Origin of the sequence: Ruegeria sp. R13_0 (assembly GCF_017743995.1) — a bacterium.
In the GTDB taxonomy this organism is placed as follows: Bacteria; Pseudomonadota; Alphaproteobacteria; order Rhodobacterales; family Rhodobacteraceae; genus Ruegeria.
In genome coordinates, this window is the sequence record NZ_JAGHRB010000012.1 from 105,685 (window position 1) to 123,110 (window position 17,426).

18 protein-coding genes are annotated in these 17,426 nt (G+C 59.9%); 10 read left to right on the forward strand and 8 right to left on the reverse strand.

Annotated elements, in window-relative coordinates:
• Positions 1 to 84 precede the first annotated feature (84 nt).
• From J7394_RS16585 to upp, 7 genes are all read left to right on the forward strand, one after another.
• Positions 85 to 789 (forward strand): hypothetical protein, encoded by a 705-nt coding sequence (locus J7394_RS16585; protein ID WP_209254591.1) that lies wholly within the window; start codon positions 85 to 87, stop codon positions 787 to 789.
• Positions 752 to 1,855: a cupin domain-containing protein gene (locus J7394_RS16590; protein WP_209254593.1), complete on the forward strand. Its 1,104-nt coding sequence runs from the start codon at positions 752 to 754 to the stop codon at positions 1,853 to 1,855. Before J7394_RS16585 ends, J7394_RS16590 begins: the two co-directional genes overlap by 38 nt.
• An 84-nt stretch (positions 1,856 to 1,939) precedes the next feature.
• Positions 1,940 to 2,332, forward strand: coding sequence for a cytidine deaminase (locus J7394_RS16595; protein WP_209254595.1), 393 nt, complete (start codon positions 1,940 to 1,942; stop codon positions 2,330 to 2,332).
• A 4-nt stretch (positions 2,333 to 2,336) separates the two neighbouring features.
• Positions 2,337 to 3,644 carry a thymidine phosphorylase gene (locus J7394_RS16600; RefSeq protein ID WP_209254597.1) on the forward strand — a complete coding sequence of 436 codons (1,308 nt, stop codon included), beginning with the start codon at positions 2,337 to 2,339 and terminating at the stop codon, positions 3,642 to 3,644.
• Complete coding sequence (locus tag J7394_RS16605) at positions 3,641 to 4,852, forward strand: phosphopentomutase (RefSeq protein ID WP_209254599.1); 1,212 nt, start codon at positions 3,641 to 3,643, stop codon at positions 4,850 to 4,852. Before J7394_RS16600 ends, J7394_RS16605 begins: the two co-directional genes overlap by 4 nt.
• A complete protein-coding gene (locus tag J7394_RS16610; RefSeq protein WP_209254601.1) occupies positions 4,849 to 5,835 on the forward strand; it encodes an adenosine deaminase in 987 nt (328 codons plus the stop codon). Before J7394_RS16605 ends, J7394_RS16610 begins: the two co-directional genes overlap by 4 nt.
• Positions 5,832 to 6,464: a uracil phosphoribosyltransferase gene (upp, locus tag J7394_RS16615; protein WP_170374268.1), complete on the forward strand. Its 633-nt coding sequence runs from the start codon at positions 5,832 to 5,834 to the stop codon at positions 6,462 to 6,464. Before J7394_RS16610 ends, upp begins: the two co-directional genes overlap by 4 nt.
• A 6-nt stretch (positions 6,465 to 6,470) precedes the next feature.
• Here the strand turns inward: upp and J7394_RS16620 are convergent, their stop codons facing one another.
• Entirely contained in the window at positions 6,471 to 7,484 is a 1,014-nt protein-coding gene (locus tag J7394_RS16620; protein WP_209254602.1) for a hypothetical protein, read from the reverse strand.
• Between the two features lie 95 nt (positions 7,485 to 7,579).
• Between J7394_RS16620 and J7394_RS16625 the strand changes: the two genes are divergently transcribed.
• From J7394_RS16625 to J7394_RS16635, 3 genes are all read left to right on the forward strand, one after another.
• Positions 7,580 to 8,557, forward strand: coding sequence for a DMT family transporter (locus J7394_RS16625; protein ID WP_247748269.1), 978 nt, complete (start codon positions 7,580 to 7,582; stop codon positions 8,555 to 8,557).
• Positions 8,554 to 9,216 (forward strand): sulfotransferase family 2 domain-containing protein, encoded by a 663-nt coding sequence (locus J7394_RS16630; protein ID WP_209254604.1) that lies wholly within the window; start codon positions 8,554 to 8,556, stop codon positions 9,214 to 9,216. The genes J7394_RS16625 and J7394_RS16630 overlap by 4 nt, the downstream gene beginning before the upstream one ends.
• Positions 9,217 to 9,378: 162 nt before the next feature.
• Positions 9,379 to 10,164, forward strand: coding sequence for a Hint domain-containing protein (locus tag J7394_RS16635; protein ID WP_371812056.1), 786 nt, complete (start codon positions 9,379 to 9,381; stop codon positions 10,162 to 10,164).
• A 42-nt stretch (positions 10,165 to 10,206) separates the two neighbouring features.
• On the opposite strand, the gene J7394_RS16640 is transcribed toward J7394_RS16635, so the two are convergent.
• The 7 genes from J7394_RS16640 to J7394_RS16670 form a co-directional block, all read right to left on the reverse strand.
• On the reverse strand, positions 10,207 to 12,408 hold the full coding sequence (locus J7394_RS16640; protein WP_209254606.1) for a 3-hydroxyacyl-CoA dehydrogenase NAD-binding domain-containing protein: 2,202 nt from the start codon (positions 12,406 to 12,408) through the stop codon (positions 10,207 to 10,209).
• Complete coding sequence (locus tag J7394_RS16645; RefSeq protein ID WP_209254609.1) at positions 12,401 to 12,889, reverse strand: cupin domain-containing protein; 489 nt, start codon at positions 12,887 to 12,889, stop codon at positions 12,401 to 12,403. Before J7394_RS16645 ends, J7394_RS16640 begins: the two co-directional genes overlap by 8 nt.
• Entirely contained in the window at positions 12,889 to 14,100 is a 1,212-nt protein-coding gene (locus J7394_RS16650) for an acetyl-CoA C-acetyltransferase (protein WP_209254611.1), read from the reverse strand. The genes J7394_RS16645 and J7394_RS16650 overlap by 1 nt, the downstream gene beginning before the upstream one ends.
• An 11-nt stretch (positions 14,101 to 14,111) precedes the next feature.
• Positions 14,112 to 14,750, reverse strand: coding sequence for a glutathione S-transferase family protein (locus J7394_RS16655; protein WP_209254613.1), 639 nt, complete (start codon positions 14,748 to 14,750; stop codon positions 14,112 to 14,114).
• Between the two features lie 61 nt (positions 14,751 to 14,811).
• A complete protein-coding gene (locus J7394_RS16660) occupies positions 14,812 to 15,024 on the reverse strand; it encodes a hypothetical protein (RefSeq protein ID WP_209254615.1) in 213 nt (70 codons plus the stop codon).
• 55 nt (positions 15,025 to 15,079) lie between these two features.
• Positions 15,080 to 16,861 (reverse strand): acyl-CoA dehydrogenase C-terminal domain-containing protein, encoded by a 1,782-nt coding sequence (locus tag J7394_RS16665; protein WP_209254617.1) that lies wholly within the window; start codon positions 16,859 to 16,861, stop codon positions 15,080 to 15,082.
• A 42-nt stretch (positions 16,862 to 16,903) separates the two neighbouring features.
• Complete coding sequence (locus J7394_RS16670; protein WP_170459194.1) at positions 16,904 to 17,305, reverse strand: MerR family DNA-binding transcriptional regulator; 402 nt, start codon at positions 17,303 to 17,305, stop codon at positions 16,904 to 16,906.
• Positions 17,306 to 17,426: the final 121 nt, after the last annotated feature.

Consider the following 17,426-nt stretch of genomic DNA (forward strand, 5'->3'; position numbering starts at 1 on the left):
GGCAAAACCTGCCCCTTTCCTTGATTAATTGTCGCAAAATTTCTAAGAACTGCAAATTCCTGCCATCTGCTCTGAGACCCAAAAATGCCCAACGACTTCAAAATGGCACCTTCCGAGGTGTTCCCGCCATCCCGTTTCCGCTTTGGGGTGGACCGGTTCTGGTTCTGGGCTGCGCTCGGCGTTGCGACTCTGATCCTCGGGTGTATTGCCTTGTTCCCGTTGCGGGCTGAGGTATTCAACCAGGAAGGCGGATTGATCGAGACGATCTCGGCGGCTGGCTTGTTCACGGCTGGGGTTGTGGCCTTGGTCAAATACCGAGGCCTCGCGCGGCTTTACATCGGCGTGGGGTGCCTGCTTCTGGCCGAGCGTGAGCTTGAGGCGGATATTTACGCGGAAGGCTCTGTGCCATTTGCCCTGCTAAGCGGCTTGGACGGTCTGCTGGACATGACGCTGGTGCGTGTCGCCCTGGCGGTCGTCGTGCTGGGGGGCGTGCTGTGGCATGGCATTCCCAACGCGTGGCGGGCGGTCAGGGTTCAGGCGCCCTTCCTTGCGATCTTTGTGCTGGCCGGGCTGGCCGCCGTTGTGGCGCAGGGGCTCGAGGAAATCTCGGGCCTGTATCAGGCCACGATGTCTTCGGTCATGAAGACGCGTCTGTTTGTTCTGGAAGAAACGCTCGAGATGTATTTTTCGATTGGCATTCTGGCGTCGGTTCTGATCGGATGGCCGAAAGAACCGACTGACGAGAGCTTGCATGACCCAGACAGCGCACGCGGCGAACACCCGCGCTGAAATCCGTTTGCCGACGCAGGAGTTGCGCGACGATATTCCGTTCTACACCAAGGTGTTGGGGATGCAGATGGATATGATCTATCCTGCTGACGATCCTCGAACTGCCGTGTTTTCCGGCCATGGCCTACGGGTGCGGATCGAGAAGGATGCGCCCGAAACCCCCGGCACCTTACGCATTCTGACTGAAAACCCCGATGGCTTTGCAAATGGCGACCGGGTTCTGGTAGCTCCGAATGGCACGCGTATCGAAATCGAGGACCTCGATCCCCCTCTGGTGATGCCTGAAACGGTGCATTCCTTTGTGGTGCGCAGGCTAAAGGATCAGGCGCCGTGGATCATCGGGAGGGCCGGGATGCACTATCGCGATCTGGTGCCGGATCGTTTGGGCGGGTCGATCATTGCCAGCCATATTCGCATCCCCGATGGCGGCCCTGTGCCGGATATGGTGCATTTCCATAAGGTCGGGTTTCAGCTGATCTTCTGCATCCACGGCTGGGTTGATGTCGTTTACGAAGATCAGGGCGACAAATTGCGCCTGACCGCCGGGGATTGCTTTATCCAACCGCCGGAAATCCGCCACCGCGTGCTGGAAGCCTCGGACAATGTGCAGGTGATCGAGATCGGCGTTCCGGCCGAACATGTCACCGAAATTGATCACGAGATGACTTTGCCGACGCCGCATCTGCGCCCCGACCGGGAATGGCAGGGGCAACGCTTTGTTTACAATCAGGCGAAAGATGCGGATTGGGTGCCGTTCCGGCTGCCGGGATACATCTGCCGCGACACTACGATTGCCGAGAACACCAAGGGCGTTGCTGGTGTTCAGGTCGTCCGGCGCGGGCAGGGCGAGCCGGTCTGGGCCAGCCACGACACCGACATCCATTTCACCTTCGTCATGAACGGAGAGGTCACTCTGGAGGGCGAAGGCCGTGACCCCTATCAACTGGAGCAAGGGGATGCCTTTGTGATACCACCGGGTATGCGCACACGCTTGTCGCAGCCCTCTGACGATGTGGAACTGCTCGAGGTGACCTTGCCGGGGGTGTTCAAAACGGTGCTGGAATAAATGCACGGTGGGGCTTCTATTCGCCCCTCGTTTTCCGGTAGGGTTTGAATTTCTGACCAACTGATCAAAAAATGGGGAACCGCCATGTCGCTTAAAGATGCCGCCTTGAAGGTCCGCGAAAACGCCCATGCGCCTTATTCGAACTTCAAGGTGGGCGCGGCGATTCTGTCGGGATCAGGGACGCTCTATGTTGGATGCAACGTTGAGAACGTGGCCTATCCCGAAGGCACTTGTGCCGAGGCGGGCGCAATTGCCGCCATGGTCGCCTCGGGCGAGACCGAGCTGGCCGAGGTCTATGTCGTTGCCCAAAGCCCGCAGCCAGTGCCGCCTTGTGGTGGCTGCCGTCAGAAACTGGCCGAGTTTGGCACGCGGGATGTAAAGGTCACCTTGGCGACAACCGACGGCGCCGAGCTGGAAACCACGATCGGACAGCTTTTGCCCGGCGCATTTGACGCCTCGCACATGCAGGACAGCTGACCGCATGGATGCACGTTCGATCATCGCTAAACTGCGTCGCAGCGAAGTGCCCACCGGGCCAGAGCTTACGTGGTTTGCCCAAGGTCTGGCCGATGGCAGCGTCAGTGACGCGCAGGCTGGGGCCTTTGCGATGGCCGTCTGTATGGGCGGGCTGGGCGCGAAGGGTCGTGCCGACCTGACCGTTGCAATGCGAGACAGCGGCGATGTGCTGCGCTGGGATCTGGATGGTCCGGTGATCGACAAACACTCCACGGGCGGTGTCGGCGATTGCGTCAGCCTGATTCTGGCTCCGGCCCTTGCCGAATGTGGGGCTTATGTGCCCATGATCTCGGGCCGTGGGCTGGGCCACACGGGCGGTACGCTGGACAAGCTTGAGGCGATTCCGGGCGTCACCACTCAGATCGGGCAGGAGCGTCTGACGCAGGTATTGCGCGACACCGGGGCTGCGATTGTCGGCGCGACAGGGCAGATCGCGCCTGCAGACAAACGGCTTTATGCGGTGCGGGATGTGACGGCGACGGTGGAGAGCCTCGATCTGATCACGGCCTCGATCCTGTCCAAGAAACTCGCGGCAAGTCCTGATGCGCTGGTGCTGGATGTCAAAACCGGCAGTGGCGCGTTCATGAAAACCATTGAAGACGCGCGCGAGCTAGCTCAGGCGCTGACCGCAACTGCTAACGCTGCCGGCTGCCGAACCTCCGCCGTCATCACCGATATGAACCAACCTCTGGCCTCGGCACTGGGCAACGCGTTGGAGGTGGCCGAGGTCATGAAGGTCCTGACCGAAGGGGGAGCGTCTCCTCTGGCCGAAATCTCTGCCGAATTGGGCGGGGTGTTGCTGGTGGATGCGGGTATCTCTGAAACAGTAGATCAGGGCCGTGCCACAATTGCCGAGATCATTCGGGATGGCCGCGCCGCAGAACGGTTTGGTCGCATGATGGCCGCCGTTGGAGGCCCTGTGCAATTTGTTGAGACGTGGTCGCGGTTCCTGCCCGAAGCCAGCGTGATCACCGAGGTGGCAGCTCCGCGTGATGGATACATCACCGCCATCGACGGTGAGGCTTTGGGGCTGGCCGTGGTCGCTCTGGGCGGTGGGCGTCAGGTGGAAAGCGATGTAATCGACCCGGCTGTGGGCCTGTCAAACATGGTGCGCTTGGGCGAGCGGGTCGCCAAAGGTGCGCCTTTGGCCGCTGTTCACGCAGCGCGCGAGGACGCGGCAGCTCAGGCGGCTCAGAGCGTATTGGCGGCGATCACGATCGGTGATGCTCCGGTTGCCCCGCCCGATCTGGTGCATGAAAGGATCACGGCATGAGCCGCGCCTTTCTCGTCGTGATGGACTCGGTCGGTATTGGAAGGGCACCGGATGCAGGCGCGTTCTTCAACGGGGATGTGCCTGACACGGGGGCCAACACCCTGGCCCACATCGCGCAAGCCTGCGCCGAGGGGCGGGCTGAGGACGGTCGCAGCGGCCCACTTGTGCTGCCCCATCTGGATGCGCTGGGTCTGGGTGCTGCGACGCGTTTGGCCTCGGGCGACGCAACGCCGGGGCTGGAGGCTCAACCGACTGGCCTGTGGGGATGCGCGCGCGAACTGTCGCCGGGCAAGGATACGCCCTCGGGCCATTGGGAACTGGCGGGGCTGCCCGTGCCGTGGGACTGGCACTATTTTCCTGACACGCAGCCCGCATTTCCGACCGATCTGAGCCAAGCAGCAACGCAAGCTGCAGGAACCGAAGGTATTCTGGGCAATTGCCACGCATCTGGAACGGCCATCATTGCCGAGCTGGGGGCCGAGCATATACGCACCGGCTGGCCGATCTGCTACACGTCCGCCGACAGCGTGTTCCAGATCGCTGCGCATGAGGAAAGCTTTGGCCTCGATAACCTGCTTGCGATGTGCCGGACACTCGCGCCGCGTTTGCATGAGATGAAGGTAGGCCGTGTCATCGCGCGCCCTTTCGTCGGTTCGCCAGAAGAGGGGTTCACCCGCACAACGAACCGCAAGGATTTTGCCATCTTGCCGCCCGCGCCGGTGCTGACGAACTGGGTTCAGGACGCAGGCCGCCGCGTCCATGCCGTTGGAAAAATCGGAGACATCTTTTCGATGCAGGGCATCGACACGCTGCGTAAAGGCTCCGATGCCGAATTGATGGGGCACCTGTCCGATCTGGTGGGTCAGGCCGAGGATGGCAGCCTGAGTTTTGCCAATTTCGTCGAATTCGACAGCCTCTACGGTCATCGTCGCGATATCAGCGGCTATGCCCGTGCGCTGGAATGGTTTGATCGGAAAATCGGAGCCATCCTGCCTAAGCTGCGCCCGGATGACATGCTGGTATTGACGGCGGATCACGGCAACGACCCCAGTTGGATCGGCACCGACCACACCCGTGAACAGGTGCCGGTTTTGGTGGCCGGGCAAGGTTCAGGCCAGCTCGGTCAAATCCATTTCGCAGATGTTGCCGCCAGCATTGCCCATCACCTGAACGTACCGGCGCAAGGACCGGGAAAGAGCTTTCTATGAGTGTCGCAGACCTTCCGAAAATCGAATTGCACCTGCACCATGAGGGCGCCGCACCGCCCGCATTCATCCGGCAGCTGGCGCATGAAAAACGCATCGATCTGAGCGGTATCTTCAAGCCCGATGGCAGCTACGACTTCCGTGACTTCGCCCATTTCCTCAGCGTCTATGAGGCCGCGTGTGAGGTCCTCAAATCGCCGGAGGATTTCCGCCGTCTGACCCTGGCGATCCTTGAGGAAAGCGCCGCCAATGGGGTGGTGTACTCCGAGACCTTCCTCAGCCCCGATTTCTGCGGAGGTGGCGATCTGCACGCGTGGCGCGACTATCTGAACGCCATTCAGGACGCCGCCGATGAGGCCGAGCGCAAGTTCGACATCACTCTGCGCGGTGTGGTCACCTGTGTCCGCCATTTCGGCCCGGAAAAGGCCAAGATCAGCGCCCGGTGCGCTGCGGAAACCGCAGGCGATTGGATTACGGGTTTTGGCATGGGAGGCAATGAGTCCATCGGCACCCAGGGCGACTTCAAATGGGCCTTCGATTGCGCCCGCGAGGCCGGTTTGCGCCTGACCACCCATGCGGGTGAGTTCGGCGGCCCCGACAGCGTGCGCGACGCGGTCCGTGACTTGGGTGTTGAACGTCTCGGCCACGGTGTCCGCGCCATTGAAGACCCCGATCTGGTGCATGAACTGATCGACCGGGATGTCACGCTCGAGGTCTGTCCGGGATCAAACGTGGTTCTGGGGCTTTACCCCGATTTCGCCGCGCATCCGATTGCGCGGTTGCGAGACGCCGGGGCGAAAGTCACCGTTTCCACGGATGACCCACCATTTTTCCATACCACTATGCGGCGTGAATATGAGATGTTGCAGGCAGCCTTTGATTGGGGCGCTGAAGACTTCGCAGCCCTGAATGAAACGGCCCTGAACGCCGCCTTTTGCGATGAAGACACCCGCGCGCGGGTCAAGAAAAGACTGGAGAACACATGAGCGAACACCTGACCGTCGTTGACCACCCGCTGGTGCAGCACAAACTGACGCTCATGCGGGACAAGGGGACCTCGACCGCCGAATTCCGCCAGCTGCTGCGGGAAATCACGCTGTTGCTGGCTTATGAGGTGACCCGCGAGCTTAAGCTGACCACCCGCCATATCGAAACCCCGATGGAGGAGATGGACGCACCCATTCTGGCTGGCAAGAAGCTGGCACTGGTCTCGATCCTGCGTGCCGGGAACGGGATGCTGGACGGGGTGCTGGAGCTGATCCCATCGGCCCGCGTGGGGTTTGTGGGACTTTACCGCGACGAAGAAACGCTGAAACCGGTTCAGTATTATTTTAAAGCACCCGAGGGCCTGAAAGACCGGCTGGTCATCGCCGTAGACCCGATGTTGGCCACGGGCAACAGCTCGGCCGCAGCGATTGATCTGCTGAAAGAGGCGGGCGCGACCGAGATCCTGTTCCTCTGCCTGCTGGCAGCACCAGAAGGGGTTGCCCGCATGAAAGAGGCCCATCCGGACGTGCATATCGTCACTGCCGCGCTGGACCGTGAGCTGAACTCGAAAGGCTATATCATGCCCGGCCTCGGCGATGCCGGAGACCGTATGTTCGGCACCAAATAAGCCCGATCACTCGCTGCAGATGTTTTGAAGCTGGACCCAATCGCGGTCCGGCAATACCCGTTCCAGTGTGCGTCCTGCCATTGGGTCGGCCTCGATCAGGCCAAGAACCGTTTCCCCTGTCACATCCCGCGCATAGGCATATGGGGTTGAGGGCAGGGCGGCCTGTGCAAAAACTGCCAGCAGTGCCTCATCTGTCAGAGACGGGCGGGGTTCCGACAGGACTTGCTCGGTATAGCTGTCGACGATCTCGGGCGTCAGGCCTCCGGTCGTCAGCAGGCGAAAGGCCGAGGAGGCTCCGGTTCGGTCCAGAACATCATCCAACGGGTCTTGCGCCGCGATACGTGCGCGCTCGGCGATGACATAGCCGGCGGCCACAGCTGGGTCTTCATGATCCTCGACCAAGGCCCGGTTCAACAAGACCGTCCCGCCCGGCAGGCTGAGGCTGTCCTGCACCCCGGCGGGCAGGATGATGATCTGCCGCACGCCCGTGCGCTTGGCCAGCCGATCCAAGGAGGTCTGCGCATCGCGTGAGGTACAGGCGCGTCCCGAAACCCGCTCGATTCGTTTCAGAATCTCGTCACCGATGTCCTGTCGTTTGACCTCGGGCACGACCGAGACCACGTGGTTTTGCAGGGCTCCGGGCAACCAAAGCAGCAACACCGCCAGAACAGCGGCGACGACGCCTGCAACGCTAAACCAGCGCAACCGACCGGGATGCGGGCGCGAGCGGTCGATGGCGCGTTGCAGCCGGTCGATAGCCTCGAGCATGGTCTTTTCGCTTTCGGCCAGTTCCAGCGTTTCATCCGGGTCGCCGTCAGGGTTGAAAATCGCAGGGAAACTGCCCGGATTCTGCCGCTCCAACGCGGCCAGAGACCAGTGCGTCAGCGCCCGGTCGTTGAAATCCGAGATCGTCAGGGTCGCCTCACCGATTGAGACCACAACCTCGCGCCGCTGTTCATCGGGCGAGGAGCGCCACAGACCGGTGGCTTCGATCCGCTGGTACTGTTTCAGGGCCGTCATCTGGATTGGGCTGCTCGTGTTTTTCTTTGCCAAAGCATAGCATGTGGAAATCACGGGGCGCAAACCTGTTGCGCAGGCTTTCAGAAATATGCTGGATGGCACAAGCGCTGTTGCGCGCATCCAACCCGAGGCAGGACATGCAGCCAGGCAAAGAAACACTCCCCTTTTTGGCCTCGGTGCTGATGGTCTCGGCAATGGCCATTCTTGGCGTGATCGACAATGTGGTGATCCTGCTGGCTGAAACCATCGGGCTGTGGCAGTTCCATCTCAGCCGTGCCGTTTTGATGTTGCCTCTGATCATCGGGCTGTCCCTGTTGGGTTTGGGAAGTCTGCGGCCAAAACGGCTGCGGTTTGTCTTGCTGCGCAGTGTTCTGATCGCGACGGGCATGCTGTTCTATTTCGCCTCGCTGGCGTTGATGCCGATTGCGCAGGCTTTGGCGGGTTTGTTCACCTCACCGATGTTCGTGCTGTTGATTTCTGCATTGGGTCTAAAGCAAGTCATCGGGCCATGGCGCATCGGCGCGGTCCTGTTGGGGTTCGTGGGCATCCTGTGCGTGTTGCAACCCAACCCGAACGAGTTTGATGTCAGGACCTTTCTGCCGGTTGTCGGAGGGTTCTTCTACGCGCTGAGCGTGATCGTCACGCGGACCTATTGCTCGGATGAAAGCACGGTCGCCCTTCTGGCAAACAACATGCTGGTTTTGGGTGTTGCCGGGGCCATCGGTTTAGTCGTTTTCACGGCCTTTCCCGCATCTGGACCCGACGGTCCCGAAGGCTTTGTGACCCGTGGTCTGGTCCTCGATATGCGCGCTGCCTTGCCATGGGTCGCAGTACAGGCAGTCGGATCGACCGTGGCTGTCTTCATGATGATCAAAGCCTATCAGGTCGGTGAGCCCTCATTCGTTGCAGTGTTCGAATATTCGATCATGATCTTCGGCCCTCTATTCGCCTGGGTCGCACTTGGACAGACGATCGGAGTGATGCAGATCTTTGGCATCGGACTGATCGCAACAGCCGGCGCGGTTCTGGGCTGGCGAGCCGGGCGCGCGGCCCCCGAGCAGGAGGTCGCATGATCATTTCTCGCGGTCGCCGCTATGTGTTTGTGCATATGCCCAAGACGGGGGGAACCTCACTGGCCTTGGCGCTGGAGCAGCGGGCCATGAAGAATGACATCCTGTTGGGAGACACGCCTAAGGCCCTGAAACGGCGGCGCCGCGCCAAGGAACTGACCGCGCGGGGGAGGCTGCACAAACACGCGACGCTTGCGGATATAGACGGGGTGTTGCCGGATGGTGAGCTTGAGGGGATGTTTGCCTTCACGCTGGTTCGCAACCCTTGGAATCGCATGGTCAGCTATTACCATTGGCTACGCTCTCAGAGCTTCGCGCATGAGGCCGTCACCCTGTCGCAGCAATTGGCGTTCGAGCCTTTTGTCCTGCACCCAACCATTCGTCGTTCGTTTCAGGACCATCCGGCGCGGCGCTACATGACCCGCGCGGATGGGGTTGAGCAGTGCCAGCTGTTCATACGGTTGGAACAGTTCGAACAGGACGCGCAGCCACTGTTTCGCCATCTGGGGTTTGAGGTGGAATTGCCCCATATCAACCCCTCGGACCGACAAGCAGACTATCGGGCATACTATTCCGACAGGTCCGCCCAATCCGTGGCAGAAGCCTGCGCAGAAGACATCGAGAGATTCGGCTACGCATTTGACGCAACGTCCGGCTTATAGTTTCCGGTTGGTCGATAAACCCACTCCTGCACTGCTTTCTGTCGCGAAAAGCCCCTCATTTTAACCCAAATTTGGCGTAAATACGGCCAAACTAAGACGGAAAACCGCTACTTCTGCTATCTCTTGAGATGTGAGTATTTGTGCCAAAAGGGGGTTCGGCACGTGTTGGAAGTAGTGAGTTTTTCGGATGTTTCCGAGTATCATGACGATGCGGATTTGCCAGTTGCGCTGGACGCAGTGTCATCGCGCAGAGGAGGGTTCCTGCACGGAACCAAAATCGCGACCACCAGTGGATGGAAGCTGATCGAACGTATCGCCGCTGGCGATTTGGTTCGAACGCTGGATCACGGTTTCAAGGAGGTCCGCAGGGTCTCGACCAGTTGGGTCAATATCCCGGCAGGTGAGAGGCGGTCGGCCCATCTACCCATCTTTGTGCCTGCGCGGGCGGCCTATAACGGGCGCGCGGTTTGGTTGATGCCGGAACAGGGCGTCGCGCTGGATCGCGGCAAACTGGACCTGACGGATCAAGGTGTAACAGTGTTGCCTGCGCGGGTATTGGACGGGGCCTGTCGGTTGACCTCGCAATCTCCGGGATCGTCGTTCGAGGTCACGACACTGTTTTTCGATCAGGACGAGGTGATCTATATCGAGGGTGGCTTGCAGGCCTATTGCCCTTCGGGACGCTTTAGTCGCACATCTGGTCAGGCAAAAGAGTATGCGATGGCCGACGAAGACGCTGCGACTGCGTTGGTCGGTGCGCTTGCTGCAAGTGGTGAGATTTCGGCTTTGGCGAACCCATTGGGCGCTTTGCCTGCTCCGATCCCGACGGATCCGATTTTCCCGATCCGCCCAGCGGCGGGTATTCGCAGGCCCGGGCGGCCGGGTCGACCAAATGCGCCGGTTCTGTTTCTCCGGCCTGAATGGCAAACCGCTCCGGCTGTTCAGTAAGGAAGACGCAGGCGCAAGGGGAGTTGCGCCTGCGTCGTTGTTTTAAGCGGCTTTGGCGTCCGGGTTGAACCGGCCGTAGAAGCTCTGACCTTTTTCAGCCATTTCACGCAGCAGGGGCGGGCAGGCGAAACGCTCGCCATAGGCCTCGGCCAACTGATCGCAACGCTCGGCTGCGTAGGGCGTGCCGATGATGTCCAGCCAGCTAAGCGGACCACCGGACCAAGGCGCAAAGCCCCAACCCAGGATCGCACCCACGTCGCCTTCACGGATATCTTCCAGAACGCCTTCTTCCAGAGCACGGACCGCTTCCAGAACCTGTGCGAACATCAGACGTTCCTGCACTTCGATCAGGTCAGGCTGCTCAGCGGCCAGAGGGTATTTGTCCTGCAGACCCTTCCAGTACTCGACGCGCTTGCCTTTCTCGTCATAGTCGAAGAAACCAGCATTGGCCTTGCGACCCAGACGGCCCTGTTCCTCCATCCAGAAGATCAGATCGTCCGAGGGGCTTTCGGGATAGGCATCGCCCATCGCCGCCTTGGTCGCGCGCGCAATCTTGGCACCCAGATCAATCGAAGTTTCGTCGGTCAACTGGATCGGTCCCACCGGGAAGCCCAGCTGACGCGCCGCGTTGTCGATCAGGATCGGGCTGACGCCCTCGGTGATCATGCGCGCGCCTTCGTTGATGTAGGGGATGATGCAGCGGTTGGCGTAGAAGAAGCGCGCATCGTTGACCACGATCGGCGTCTTGCGGATCTGGCGCACATAGTCCAGAGCCTTGGCGACGGCGCGATCACCAGTTTCCTTGCCTTTGATGATCTCGACCAGGAACATCTTCTCAACGGGTGAGAAGAAGTGGATGCCAATGAACTGCTCGGGCCGGACGGAGGCTTTTGCCAGATCGGTGATCGGGAGGGTCGAGGTGTTCGAGGCAAAGATGCAATCCTCGGGGATGATCGCCTCGACCTTCTTGGTCATATCGGCTTTGACGCCGGGGTCTTCGAAAACGGCCTCGATGATCAGATCGCAGCCTTTCAGATGCTCCAGATCAGGGGTGGCTGTGATGCGGGCTAGTAGGGCGTCCTTCTTTTCGGCCGTGGCTTTGCCGCGCTTGATGCCTTTGTCCATGTAGCTTTCGGAGTAAGCCTTGCCTTTGTCGGCGGCAGCCTGATCACGGTCGACCAGAACAACCTCCATCCCGGCCTGCGCCGAGACCAGAGCGATACCAGCGCCCATCATGCCAGCGCCCAGAACGCCGACCTTTTTAACGCGTTGATCGGCCACATCTTTGGGGCGGACCGCGCCTTTCTCCAACGCTTCCTTGTTCAGGAATAGCGAGCGGATCATGGCCGACGACGACGGGTTCATCAGGACGTTGGTGAACCAACGCGCTTCAATCTTCAGGGCGGTGTCAAAGTCGACTAGCGCACCTTCGTAGATCGAACTCAGCAGAGCCTTGGCCGCCGGGAAAGCACCCTGGGTCTTGCCGTGCACCATCGCGTTGGCGCCGACAAAGGTCATGAAGCCAGCAGGGTGGTAGGGCGCGCCGCCGGGCATTTTGTAGCCCTTCGCGTCCCAAGGCTTGACCAGATCGGCGTCCTTGGCGTTCAGAACCCATTCCTTGGCCGCGGCGACCGGATCGTCTGAAACATCGTCGATCAGCTGTGCGCCTTTGGCTTTCTTGGGGTCCATCATCTTGCCTTCCAGCAGGACCGGAGCGGCAGCCATCGCACCAACCATACGGCTAAAGCGCATGGTGCCACCACCACCGGGGAAGATGCCCAGCAGAATCTCGGGCAGGCCGATCTTGGCCTTGGCGTTCGAGGTCATGACGCGGTGATGACAGGCCAGCGCGATCTCGGTCCCGATGCCGGCGCATGTGCCGTTGATCGCACAGGCGATCGGTTTGCCGCCCTTCTTGGTCTTGGGGTCCATGCCCGCCAATTCCATCTTGCGCAGGATGTGGTGGCCGCCCATGACGAAGTCGAACAGCGCCTGCGCCGGTTCATCACCGGCCTCCTGACGGATGGTGGCGAGGGTATTCAGATCCATGCCACCCGCGAAGGAGCCCTCTTTGCCCGAGGTGATTACGATCCCTTTGATCTCATCATCGCTCAGGGCCTGATCGATCAGCTGGCTGACCTCCTGAAAGGCCTCGCGGGTCAGAACGTTCATGGATTTCCCCTGGGCATCCCAGGTCACAAAGGCGACGCCGTCTGCGTCTTTGGTCAGAGTGAAATCAGTCATTGTCATCTCCAATCTGGTCAGCCGTCAGCGGGCTGCCGTCTTTCCGGGTGAAAGAGAACCCGTTCTCATCATCCTTCACCATCATGTCTATGTCGCTGTAATAGCCGGTCTCGGTCGGGGTCCGCGTGCCCACCACCAGAAAGGTCGCGGGCGCATCGGTTTTGTTTACAAGGTGGTGGCCGTTGGCCTCACCTGCAGGCCAAGCGGCGCAGTCACCGGGCAGCATCTCATGCTCACCATCGTCGTCGATCAGCACGCATGTGCCGGACAGCATGATGGCAAACTCATCCTGCTGCATGTGATAGTGGCGCAACGAGGACATCCCCGAAGGTTCCAACCGCACGATGTTGACCCCGTATTGGGTCAGACCGCCCGCATCCCCGATCCGCTGAACGAAACGACCTGCAGTCGCCTCGGCCAGCTTGCCGGGATAAGACGATCCCCCCTGAAACGGGATCTGAGAGAGATCCAGCTTGGGCATCAGACCCGCTCGATAATGGTTGCCGCGCCCATGCCGGATGCCACACACAGGGTCGCCAGACCGGTTTCCTTGTCCTGACGTTCCAGCTCATCCAGCAGAGTGCCGATGATGATTGCACCGGTGGCACCCAGCGGGTGGCCCATCGCGATCGAGCCGCCGTTGACGTTGACCAGCTCGGGGTCGACATCAAACGCCTGCTGGAACCGCAGCACGACCGAGGCGAAGGCTTCGTTCACTTCGAACAAATCAAAGTCGGAAATCGCCATACCTGTGTCGGCCAGGATTTTCTGCGTCACTGGCACGGGGCCGGTCAGCATGATGGTCGGGTCCAGACCGATCTTGGCGGTGCCTTTGATACGGGCGCGCGGTTTCAGGCCGTGCTTTTCGCCGAACTCTTTGTTGCCGATCAGAACAGCGGCCGCGCCGTCCACGATGCCTGAGCTGTTGCCCGCGTGGTGGATGTGGTTGATCTTTTCCAGATGCGGGTACTTCAGTATCGCAACCTTGTCGAAGCCGGGCATCTGTTCGCCCATCATCTGGAAAGCAGGGTTCAGGCTACCCAGGCTCTGCATGTCGGTGCCGGGGCGCATGTATTCATCGCGGTCCAGAATGGTCAGGCCGTTCTGATCCTTGACCGAGATCACCGATTTCTCGAACCGGTTCTCTTCCCATGCCTGCGCTGCGCGGCGCTGCGACTCCATCGCCAGCTGGTCGGCCTGATCACGGCTGAAGCCATATTCGGTCGCGATGATGTCCGAAGAAATCCCCTGCGGAACAAAATAGGTGTCCATTGCCACCGAGGGATCAACGGCAATCGCCGCTCCGTCCGAGCCCATGGCCACGCGACCCATCATCTCGACACCACCAGCGATATAGCCATCGCCAGCTCCGCCTTTGACCTGGTTGGCGGCCAGGTTCACGGCCTCCATGCCCGAGGCGCAGAAGCGGTTGATCGACAGGCCGGGGATACGCTCATCCAGATCCGAGGCGAGAACCGCAGTCCGGGCCAGACAGCCGCCTTGCTCCATCACCTGCGTGGCGTTGCCCCAGATCACGTCTTCGACGGCGTGACCTTCCAGGTTATTACGCTCTTTCAGTGCGTTCAGGGCCACAGCCGACAGGCGCACCGAGGTTACCTCGTGCAGGCTGCCATCCTTGCGGCCCTTGCCGCGCGGGGTGCGCAGGGCGTCATAAATATAAGCTTCGGTCATGGGTCTTCTCCTTAAGCTCGATCCGACGGGTTGCCGGGCATCAGGTCATAGGGGTGTTTCCAGCCGGGCTGCTCGGAGAGGCGAGTCAGCCAGGCGTCGATATTGGGCCAGTCGGCACGGTCAAAGCCGAATGGTTCGGGATAGTAAAGGTAGCCGCAGCAGCTGAGATCAGCGTTGGTCACGCTGTCCCCAACAATCCAGCCGCGGCCCTCAAGGTGGTTGTTCAGAACATCGTAGGCCGCTTTTAGACGGCCTTGGTTGAAGGCAATCACATCGGCATTGCGGTGTTCTTCGGGCAGGAAGTTCATCAGAAACCGCGTCATACCGGCCATCGAGCTGAGTTTGTGGTTATCCCACAGCACCCAGCGAAAGATCTCGTAATTCTCTTCCCGCGTCTTGCCGCCGAACTTGCCCGATTTTTCGGTGACATAAGCCTGAATCGCACCAGATTGGGAGGTTTTGAAATCACCGTCGATCAGAAAAGGCGCTTCGCCCATTACGTTGACGTCCGAGCGGAACTCGGGGCTGCGGGTGACGCCTTTGAAGAAATCGACAAAGACCGGCTCCCACTCAAGGCCGGACATTTCCAGAGCCAAGGCGGCCTTGTACGAATTGCCGCTTTCACCGAAGCAGTGCAGTTTTATGGTCATGCGGTCGCCCCTCCCGTGGCGTTTTCTTGCATCGTCCGCCCAAGCTTTTCGGCCTTGGTGCCTAGCGCTTGCGTGCTTCCAACTCGGAATTGAAGAGACGCAACCGATGGGTCATGTTTTCCTCGTCAATGACGCTGTTGAAGTTCTCAAACAGAAAAGACAGCGCTTCGCCTTCATCCAACCCGGCCTCGCGGGCGAAGCCGCGGAGTTTGCGATAGCCGTCCTCGGTCATGGCGACCGGGAAACGGCGGGTCAAGCGAAAGCGTTTTGGCATTCTGTCTCCTCCGAATAGTCGGGCCCGAGCTGTACAGCCCGAGCCCAGACTATGATCAGAAGCTCGCCGCGTCCAAAGCCATCACCGTGTCAGCGCCGGTCTGAATGCGCGCCAGATGCATCGCTGTCGCGGGCAGGCGGCGGGCCATGTAGAACCGGCCGGTGTTGATCTTGGTCTCGTAGAACTCTTTGTCCGAGGCTCCACCGTCCAGCGCGTCTTGCGCGGCCTTCGCCATCTGCGCCCACATCAGGCCCAGGCAGACATGACCGAACATGTGCATGAAGTCATAAGACCCGGACAGAGCGTTGTTGGGGTTCTTCATGCCTTCTTGCATGAAGTACATGCCAGCGGCCTGCAGATCTTTGGACGCTGCTTTCAGTGGTTCGATGAAGGCTTTGTCATAGGCTTCGTTCTGGCCTGCGTTTTCCTTGCAGAAGGTTTTGACCATCTCGAAGAACGCCATGACGTGCTTGCCGCCATCCTGCGCCAGTTTACGGCCCACAAGGTCCAGCGCCTGAACGCCGTTAGCGCCTTCGTAGATCATCGCGATACGGGCATCGCGGGTGTATTGCGACATACCCCATTCTTCGATGTAGCCATGGCCGCCATAGACCTGCTGCGCCTGAACGGTCATGTCGTAACCTTCGTCCGTCAGGAAGCCCTTGATGACCGGTGTCAGCAAGGAGATCAGCCCATCGGCGTCCTTGTCACTCGAGCGGTGCGCTTTGTCGATCATGGTCGCGCCCCACAAGATGAACGCGCGCGCGCCCTCGGTGAAGCTTTTCTGATCCATCAGGTTGCGGCGGATGTCGGGGTGAACGATCAGCGGATCGGCGGGGCCATCCGGGTTCTTCGCGCCGGTCACATCGCGACCTTGCAGACGGTCCTTCGCGTATTCAACAGCGTTCTGATACGCGGCCTCGGCCTGCGCCAGACCCTGCATGCCCACACCCAGACGCGCTTCGTTCATCATGGTGAACATGGCGCGCATACCTTTATGCAGGTCGCCTAGCAGATAGCCGGTCGCCTCATCATAGTTCATGACGCAGGTCGAGTTGCCGTGGATGCCCATTTTCTCTTCGACCTTGCCGACCGAGACGCCGTTGCGTTCGCCCAGCGAGCCGTCTTCGTTGACCATGAACTTGGGTACGATGAACAGTGACACGCCCTTGATGCCCTCGGGGCCACTGGGGATTTTGGCCAGAACCAGATGGATGATATTGTCGGCCATGTCGTGATCACCGGCCGATATAAAGATCTTCTGGCCCGAGATTTTATAGCTGCCGTCGCCCTGAGGTTCCGCCTTGGTACGCATCAGACCCAGATCGGTACCGCAATGCGGTTCGGTCAGATTCATGGTGCCAGTCCATTCGCAGCTGATCATGTTCGGCAGGTATTTGTTCTTCTGCTCGTCCGAGCCGTGCGCCAGAATGGCCGAGGCCGCGCCGTGGGTCAGGCCCTGATACATCGTAAACGCCTGGTTCGCGCCCGAGAACATCTCGCCCACGGCCGTTCCAATCACGTAGGGCATGTTCTGGCCGCCATACTCTTCCGGCATGTCGAGGCCAGTCCAGCCGCCTTCTTTCATCTGCTCAAAGGCATCCTTGAAGCCTGTGGGTGTGTAAACGATACCGTTTTCCAAACGGCATCCTTCGGTGTCGCCGACAACATTCAGCGGGTGAAGAACATTGCTGGCAACCTTGCCAGCTTCTTCCAGAACGGCACCGGTGAATTCGGTCTCTAGTTCGGTGTAGCCCGGAATGTCAGACTCCGAGATTTTCAGGACATCATGCAGGATGAACTGCATATCTTTGGTTGGCGCGTTGTAGACGGGCATGTGAAGCTCCCTTAATTCATATGTCCGGAAGGCAGGGCGAAGTTATTCGGCCGCCTTCTTTTCCTGTTTCATCGAGGCGATAACTTTCTCGCCCCAGCGCAACTGCTCTTTCAGATCGTCGATAGCCTGTGTCAGCTCTTCACGGCGCGATTCCATATCGGCCAGACGTTCGCACGCGATTTCATAGGTGCGCGCCATCTGGGTCACCTGCTGGTCGCCCACGTGATACAGGTCCAGAAGCTGGCGAATTTCCTCAAGGCTGAAGCCAAACCGCTTGCCGCGCAGAATCAGCTTCAGCCGCGCGCGGTCGCGTTTGGTGAACAGACGCTTCTGACCCTCGCGGATCGGAAACAGAAGTTCCTTCGCCTCGTAGAACCGCAAGGTGCGGGGCGTGACATCATAGGTCTCGCACATTTCACGTATGGTCATCAGATCTTCGGTCATTCGTCATACTCTCGTCACTGGCGTCGTCCGAATAGAGTTGCGCAGTTGCTGGACGCTTTACAACATGTAGGTGACGTTTACGTAATCCAGACGCTGCGTCATTTCTAAGTTGACGTAACTT

Bases quoted from the DNA above. Each gene is read 5' to 3' on its own strand.
- J7394_RS16625 (WP_247748269.1), top strand. From the start codon at position 7,580: ATGGCACAAGCGCTGTTGCGCGCATCCAACCCGAGGCAGGACATGCAG.
- J7394_RS16630 (WP_209254604.1), top strand. From the start codon at position 8,554: ATGATCATTTCTCGCGGTCGCCGCTATGTGTTTGTGCATATGCCCAAG.
- J7394_RS16640 (WP_209254606.1), bottom strand. From the start codon at position 12,408: ATGACTGATTTCACTCTGACCAAAGACGCAGACGGCGTCGCCTTTGTG.
- J7394_RS16605 (WP_209254599.1), top strand. From the start codon at position 3,641: ATGAGCCGCGCCTTTCTCGTCGTGATGGACTCGGTCGGTATTGGAAGG.
- J7394_RS16590 (WP_209254593.1), top strand. From the start codon at position 752: ATGACCCAGACAGCGCACGCGGCGAACACCCGCGCTGAAATCCGTTTG.
- J7394_RS16610 (WP_209254601.1), top strand. From the start codon at position 4,849: ATGAGTGTCGCAGACCTTCCGAAAATCGAATTGCACCTGCACCATGAG.
- J7394_RS16620 (WP_209254602.1), bottom strand. From the start codon at position 7,484: ATGACGGCCCTGAAACAGTACCAGCGGATCGAAGCCACCGGTCTGTGG.
- J7394_RS16670 (WP_170459194.1), bottom strand. From the start codon at position 17,305: ATGACCGAAGATCTGATGACCATACGTGAAATGTGCGAGACCTATGAT.
- J7394_RS16655 (WP_209254613.1), bottom strand. From the start codon at position 14,750: ATGACCATAAAACTGCACTGCTTCGGTGAAAGCGGCAATTCGTACAAG.
- J7394_RS16660 (WP_209254615.1), bottom strand. From the start codon at position 15,024: ATGCCAAAACGCTTTCGCTTGACCCGCCGTTTCCCGGTCGCCATGACC.
- J7394_RS16600 (WP_209254597.1), top strand. From the start codon at position 2,337: ATGGATGCACGTTCGATCATCGCTAAACTGCGTCGCAGCGAAGTGCCC.
- J7394_RS16650 (WP_209254611.1), bottom strand. From the start codon at position 14,100: ATGACCGAAGCTTATATTTATGACGCCCTGCGCACCCCGCGCGGCAAG.
- J7394_RS16665 (WP_209254617.1), bottom strand. From the start codon at position 16,861: ATGCCCGTCTACAACGCGCCAACCAAAGATATGCAGTTCATCCTGCAT.
- J7394_RS16645 (WP_209254609.1), bottom strand. From the start codon at position 12,889: ATGCCCAAGCTGGATCTCTCTCAGATCCCGTTTCAGGGGGGATCGTCT.
- J7394_RS16585 (WP_209254591.1), top strand. From the start codon at position 85: ATGCCCAACGACTTCAAAATGGCACCTTCCGAGGTGTTCCCGCCATCC.
- J7394_RS16595 (WP_209254595.1), top strand. From the start codon at position 1,940: ATGTCGCTTAAAGATGCCGCCTTGAAGGTCCGCGAAAACGCCCATGCG.
- upp (WP_170374268.1), top strand. From the start codon at position 5,832: ATGAGCGAACACCTGACCGTCGTTGACCACCCGCTGGTGCAGCACAAA.